The sequence below is a fragment of the Streptomyces lancefieldiae genome, assembly GCF_031845825.1.
GTDB classification, from domain to species: Bacteria; Actinomycetota; Actinomycetes; order Streptomycetales; family Streptomycetaceae; genus Streptomyces; species Streptomyces lancefieldiae.
In genome coordinates this window covers 228,939-235,245 of the sequence record NZ_JAVRFH010000012.1, presented here as the reverse complement: position 1 = coordinate 235,245, position 6,307 = coordinate 228,939, and the positions used below count along the sequence as shown (strand labels likewise).

At 74.8% G+C, this 6,307-nt stretch carries 4 protein-coding genes; 3 read left to right on the top strand and 1 reads right to left on the bottom strand.

The annotated features are described in order from the left end of the window. Positions 1 to 133: 133 nt before the first annotated feature. Positions 134 to 1,318, bottom strand: a complete 1,185-nt coding sequence (locus RM812_RS15380; RefSeq protein WP_311573099.1) for a YihY/virulence factor BrkB family protein — start codon at positions 1,316 to 1,318, stop codon at positions 134 to 136. Between the two features lie 99 nt (positions 1,319 to 1,417). On the opposite strand from RM812_RS15380, the gene RM812_RS15375 reads away from it, so the two are divergent. The 3 genes from RM812_RS15375 to RM812_RS15365 all read left to right on the top strand — a co-directional run bounded on the left by RM812_RS15375 (position 1,418) and on the right by RM812_RS15365 (position 6,205). Continuing rightward, the gene (locus tag RM812_RS15375; protein WP_311573098.1) at positions 1,418 to 3,061 is read left to right on the top strand and encodes an acyl-CoA dehydrogenase family protein; all 1,644 of its coding nucleotides are present in this window, start codon (positions 1,418 to 1,420) and stop codon (positions 3,059 to 3,061) included. Positions 3,062 to 3,359: 298 nt separating this feature from the next. Further along, the gene (locus tag RM812_RS15370; RefSeq protein ID WP_311573097.1) at positions 3,360 to 4,664 is read left to right on the top strand and encodes a GAF domain-containing protein; all 1,305 of its coding nucleotides are present in this window, start codon (positions 3,360 to 3,362) and stop codon (positions 4,662 to 4,664) included. A gap of 233 nt (positions 4,665 to 4,897) precedes the next feature. Continuing rightward, complete coding sequence (locus tag RM812_RS15365; RefSeq protein ID WP_311573096.1) at positions 4,898 to 6,205, top strand: hypothetical protein; 1,308 nt, start codon at positions 4,898 to 4,900, stop codon at positions 6,203 to 6,205. Positions 6,206 to 6,307: the final 102 nt, after the last annotated feature.

Genomic DNA, 6,307 nt, shown 5'->3' with positions numbered 1-6,307 from the left:
CCGGAAGCCCTCGTACTGGATGTACTTGGGCTTTCGGCCGGTGCGGCGAGAGGGCGTGCCGGGCGTCGCGACGGGGCGAACGTTGCCTGCCGCGGCACTAGCCGCAGGCCCCGTCCTCCTGCGCGGCCGCCGGTCACGAGGCCTCCGGCTTGTCGTGTCCGTGCTCGTGGCCGGGCCCGTGTTCGTGGTGGTGGTTGTTGTGGCTGTGGTGGGCGGGCGGCGCGTTCTTCACGTGGGTGCGCAGACGGGCCGTGACGTCCTCCGGAGGCAGGAACCGGGACCAGCGTTCCGGGAACTCCGAGGGCATGTCGGGGTCCGCCTCGCCGCTCGCGGCGGCGCGGGCCACGTACTCGGCGACCTGGGCCTGCCGCAGCCGCTCGTTGGCCTCGCGGGCCGCGGCGGTGGCGGCGGCCGGCCAGACGCGGTCGATGGCCGCGTTGACCGCGGCCCCGACGAGCACGGCGAACGCGGACACACCGATCCACAGCAGCACGGCGACCGGCGCGGCGAGCGAGCCGTAGATGGTGGGGCCCTCGACGGTGTTGGTGAGGTAGATGCGCAGCAGGAAGCTGCCCAGCACCCACATGGCGAGGGCGACCAGCGCGCCGGGCACGTCCTCGATCCACGGGGAGCGCACGGGCACGGAGACGTGGTAGAGCGTGGTCAGGAACGCGATGGACAGGATGATGACGACCGGCCAGTACAGCACCTGGACGACGGTCGTCGACCACGGCACGACCCGCACCACGGCGTCCGGACCGGCCACCATCAGGGGCAGCGCGACCGACCCGATCAGCAGGGCGACGAGGAAGAGCAGGAACGCCATCAGACGCGTCTTGACGATGCCCCGGACGCCGTCGAGGCCGTACATCACGGTGATGGTGTCGATGAAGACGTTCACCGCGCGGGAGCCCGACCACAGGGCGAACAGGAAGCCGATCGAGATGACGTCGGGCCGGCCGCCCTTCGTCACGTCGTCCAGGATCGGCTCGGTGATCTGCTGGACGCCCCGCTCGGAGAGCACCGTGCGGGAGGCGTCCTCGATGCTGGTGCGCAGGCTCTCCGTGGTGTCGGCGCCGATCCACAGGTCGACGTAGCCGAGCAGGCCGAGGACGCTCAGCAGCAGGGGCGGCACCGACAGCAGGGTGAAGAACGCGGCCTCGGCGGCCAGGCCGAGGATGCGGTACTCCATGCACGAGTTGACGGTGTCCTTGAGCAACAGCCAGGCGGTCCTGCGCTTGGAGACGTTCCGGTACAGGACCCGGGCGCGATGGAGCCGGCCGGAGGGCCGTTCGGGGGATTCACTTGCTGGCTGCACGACCTAAAGGTATCCGCCGCGGGGGGCCGCGCTCATCCGCGGAGGCCGCCGGGCCCGGGACGGTGTCCTCCCGCCCCCGGGCGCGGTAGGTTCGCGGTCATGGCAGGCAGTACCCACACCGTGACGAATCAGGTCCCGCCGCTGGTCGGCTACGACGTCTTCACCGCCGACCGGGCGCTGTCGGCGGCGGTCGAGCGGCATCTGGCACCGGAGCTGCGCGAGGAGGCGCTGGCGGAGCTGTCGGGCCTGGGCCGCAGCTGCGGGTCGGCCCAGACGCAGGAGTGGGGCGCGCAGGCCAACGCGAACCCGCCGGTCCTGCGCACGCACGACCGCTACGGCAACCGCGTCGACGAGGTCGACTTCCACCCGGCCTGGCACCGGCTGCTGGGCAAGGGCGTGTCCGCCGGTCTGACCGCGGCCTGGTCCCGGCCGGGCGGGCATGTGCGGCGCGCGGCCGGTTTCCTCATGTGGACCCAGGTCGAGGCCGGCAACGGCTGCCCGCTGTCGATGACCCACGCGGCGGTGCCGGCCCTGCGCGCCGACCCGGACCTCGCCGCCGAGTGGGAGCCGCGGCTGACCTCCCGGGTGTACGACCGTGAGCTGCGGCCCGCCCCGCTGAAGGCCGGTGCCCTGTTCGGGATGGGCATGACGGAGAAGCAGGGCGGCAGCGACGTGCGGGCCAACACCACCGCGGCCCGGCCGCTGGCCGAGGACGGCACGTACGAGCTGACCGGGCACAAGTGGTTCTGCTCGGCGCCCATGTCGGACGGGTTCCTGGTGCTGGCGCAGGCTCCGGGAGGGCTCACCTGCTTCCTGGTGCCGCGCGTGCTGGCGGACGGCACCCGCAACGTGTTCCTGCTCCAACGGCTCAAGGACAAGCTGGGCAACCGGTCCAACGCCTCCGCCGAGGTCGAGTTCGCCGGGACCTGGGCGCGCCGGGTCGGCGAGGAGGGGCGCGGGGTGCGCACCATCATCGACATGGTGGCGGCGACCCGGCTCGACTGCGTGCTGGGCTCGGCGGGGCTGATGCGGCAGGCCGTGGCGCAGGCGGTGCACCACTGCGCGTACCGCGAGGCCTTCGGCGGGAAGCTGGTCGACAAGCCGCTGATGCGCAACGTCCTGGCGGATCTCGCGATCGAGTCGGAGGCGGCCACCACGCTCGCGCTGCGGCTGGCGGCGGCCTACGACGCCGCCGCCGGGGGGAGCGAGCGGGAGCGGGCGCTGCTGCGGCTGGCGGTGCCGACGGCCAAGTACTGGGTGACCAAGCGCTGTGCGCCGGTGGCGGTGGAGGCCGCCGAGTGCCTGGGCGGCAACGGCTACGTCGAGGAGTCGGGGATGCCCCGGCTGGTGCGCGAGTCGCCGCTGAACTCCATCTGGGAGGGCGCGGGCAATGTGCAGGCCCTCGACGTGCTGCGGGCGCTGGGGCGGGAACCGCTGGCGCTGGACGCGTACCTGACGGAGGTCGGCCTCGCGCGCGGCGCCGATCACCGCCTGGACGCGGCGATCCGGGACCTGCTGACGGACCTGGCCGATCTGGGGGCCGCCGAGGGGCGGGCGCGGCGGCTGGTGGAGCGGCTGGCGCTGGTGCTCCAGGGCGCGCTGCTGGTGCGGTACGCGCCGCCGGAGGTCGCCGACGCGTTCTGCGCGGCGCGGCTGGGCGGGGACGGGGGCGCGGCCTTCGGCACGCTGCCGCCGACGCTCGATCTGGCGTCGGTGGTGGAGCGGGCCCGGCCGCCGGTCTGATCCGGCCGCCGCGTGGCGCGGGGGTGGTGCTGCGCCGACACGGCACCACCCCCGCCACACGGGCCCGTTCAGGCCGCGTACGCCGTCCGGGACGGCGTGGTTCAAGTTTGGACACGGATACGGCGGTTCACCAGGGTTGCAAGGGGTTGCAACTTGCCGCCGGCTGTGTGCGGACTGTGCCCGCGCGTCGTGGGCAAGCGGTCACTATGAGACGAACATCCGGGACGCCCACGGGCCCGCGGCCGGCCGGTCGCGGGCGCGCTCGCCCCGGCCCCGGTTTCCAGGAGGACGAGGACCAGTGGCGCTCTCGCCGATGGACGTGACGCAGTTCGCCGCCGTCGACACGGCGCGTGCGGCGCGGATGCTCAGCGAGGTCCGCTCCGCCAGGCTCTCGGGCGGGCGAGCCCCGGTGGCGCCGCGTCCGGTGATCGAGCAGTCCTGGGAGCGGATGCTGCGCAGCGGTGTCGATCCGGACCACGACTTCCGCTCCGGGCTGCTGTCCCCGGAGGAGGTGCGGCGGCGGCGGGAGGCCTCGCCGCTGCGGCATGTGCTGCCGGTGCTGCGGGAGGGCCTGCTGTCCGTGGCGGACGTCGCCCAGCACATCATGGTGGTCGCCGACGACGACGGCCGGGTGCTGTGGCGGGAGGGCAGCGCGCCGGTGCTGCGCAGGGCCGACGGGCTCGGCTTCGAGCTCGGGGCGGACTGGCGGGAGGACGTCGTCGGCACCAACGGCGTGGGGACCCCGGCGGTCACCCGGCGGCCCGTACAGGTCTTCGCCTCCGAGCACTTCGTACGGTCCCAGGCGACCTGGACCTGCGCCGGGGCGCCCATCACCGATCCGCGCGACGGCCGGCTGCTCGGCGTGGTCGACGTGAGCGGACCGCTGGAGACGATGCACCCGGCCACGCTCGCCTGGGTCGACTCGGTGGCCAAGCTCGCCGAGGCCCGGCTGCGCGAGCGGCACCTGCGGTCGCTGGAGCGGCTGCGGGCGGTGGCGGCGCCGGTGCTGGCCCGGCAGCGCGGGCGGGCCCTGGTGGTGGACTGGGACGGCTGGACGGCGGCGGTGACGGGCATGCCGTACGTGGATCGGGTGACGCTGCCCAAGGCCTCGGCGGCGGGGACCGGATGGCTGCCGTCGTTCGGGGCGTGCACCGTGGAGCCGCTGGCCGAGGGCTGGTTGGTGCGGGCCGCCGAGGGACCGGGGCCGCACGGCGCCGTCCGGATCGTGCTGGACCTCGGGCAGCCGCGCCGCTGGTCGGTGCGGGTGCTGGGCGGCGCGGAGGCCTGGGCGCGGGAACTGAGTCCCCGGCACGCCGAGTTGCTGTACCTGCTGGCCGTCCACCGCGGTGGGCGCAGTGCCGCGGGGCTGGCCGAGGACCTGTTCGGCGACCCGGCCCGCACGGTGACGGTACGGGCGGAGATGTCGCGGGTGAGGAGGTACCTCGGGGCGTACCTGGAGCATCGGCCGTATCGTTTCTGCGAGGACGCCGAGGTCGAGGTGCTGCTCCCGGACGACCCCCGTGACCTGCTCCCCCATTCGACGGCACCGGCGGTGGCGGAGCGCCGGAGCGCGACGGAGGACGAGCCGGCACCGGCGCCCTGAACGGCGGCCGGGACCGGTGTCCTGAACGGCCGTCGGTTCCCTCACCTCAAGGCCCCGAGGCAGGTCCGGTCCGCCCCGGATGGCCGCAAATCCGGCTGGTCTCCGCATATTTGCGTCGTCCGCGTCCGCGAACCCGTCCGTCTGCCGTAGCATCCTCTACGGATCGCCCCAGCTGTGCCACGGTCAACGCGAGCACCGTCACGTTCAGTTGGTCCGGTGCCTGTGGAGGTTCTATGAAGCATCGCGGCAGACACCGCCGACGCAGACGGGGCAGGGCGCTGCGCGCCGCCCTGGCCGGAGCGGCCCTCGCGCTGACGGGCGCCGCCACGATGATCAGCGCCTCGCAGGCCACGGTCGCCGACGACCCCGGGGCCCTGAAGCCCCTCACCTCCGCCGCCGAGACCGGCGCCCTGCGGCTGACGGAGCACCCCGTACCGGGAGCCTGGCTCGACCGGCTCTCCTCCGCGATGGGCGAACCGGTGGGCGTCGACGCCGTCCTCGGCTCCGCCGACCGCACCCTGCGCGACGCCGCCGACTGCACGGCCGAGGAACGGGAGGCGCTGCCGCTCTCCCCCGCCGCCACCCGCGCCTACTGCTGGGACGACGGCGACACCGCCGGCTGGCGACCCGGCGCGGTCACCACCTCCGGGGACGCCGAGGAGGACGGCCGCCGGGCCGCCCACCGCGTCGTCCTGTCCGCCTGGTCCCGCGACGACGGCACGCCCGGGGGCGGCCTCGCCCGGGTCTCCTTCGTCGACGCCGACGACCCCGACCACCTGAGCTACACCTCGGCCCTCCTCGCCGTCCCGGTCGACGGCGGCCAGGACTACCGGGGGCTCGACTCGCCCGTCTCCGGCATGGTCTGGTACCAGGACAAGCTGCTGGTCACCACCGGTGCCGGAGACCGCGACGCGCTGTACGTGTACGACATGGACCGCGTCCAGCGCGCCACCACGCGGGCGAACGCCGTCGGACGCGTGCCCGGCGGCTGGGCGGCGGGCGGCCACCGGTACGTGCTGCCCGCCGTCGCCTCGTACCGGCTCTCCGCCACCCACGGCGCCGCGCGTCCCGGCGCGATCTCCCTGGACCGCACCACCGTCCCCGCCAGCCTGGTGGCGAGCGAGCGGGTGCCCGCGGACGGGGACCGGCCCACCCGGTTGTGGCGTTACGCGTTCAGCCCGGACCCGGCCCGCTCCGGGCTGCCGGCCGCGGACTCCGCCGGGCACGTCGACGCGCTGGAGGCGTACGAGACCGGGGCGGCCGAGGTGGGAGGCGTGCTGTCGTACCGCCCGCCCGGCGCGCAGCGGCCCGACTGGTACCTGGGACGGGCGGCCGGCGGACAGGACGGGCGCGGGACCCTGTGGCGGCAGGACGCGAAGGGCGCGCGGGCCACGGAGTGCGGGGCGGACCGGTCGCAGCGGTGCTGGAGCGGGCCGGTGGGCTCCCTGTCGTACTGGGCACGGACCGGCGAGGTCTGGTCCCAGTCGGGACGCATGCTGTTCGCCCTGCCGCTCACATCGATCGAGGACGCGCTGCACTGACGGCCGCCGCACCCCGTCCCAGGGCGGCGGCCGGGTGCGTCGCCGCCCGCGACGGCACGCCCGGCCTCACGAGCTTCCGCGCACCGGCGGGGGTGACAGCCG

What these genes read in the sequence shown, in the direction of transcription:
- RM812_RS15375 (WP_311573098.1), top strand. Translation starts at nt 1,418, where the DNA reads ATGGCAGGCAGTACCCACACCGTGACGAATCAGGTCCCGCCGCTGGTC.
- RM812_RS15365 (WP_311573096.1), top strand. Translation starts at nt 4,898, where the DNA reads ATGAAGCATCGCGGCAGACACCGCCGACGCAGACGGGGCAGGGCGCTG.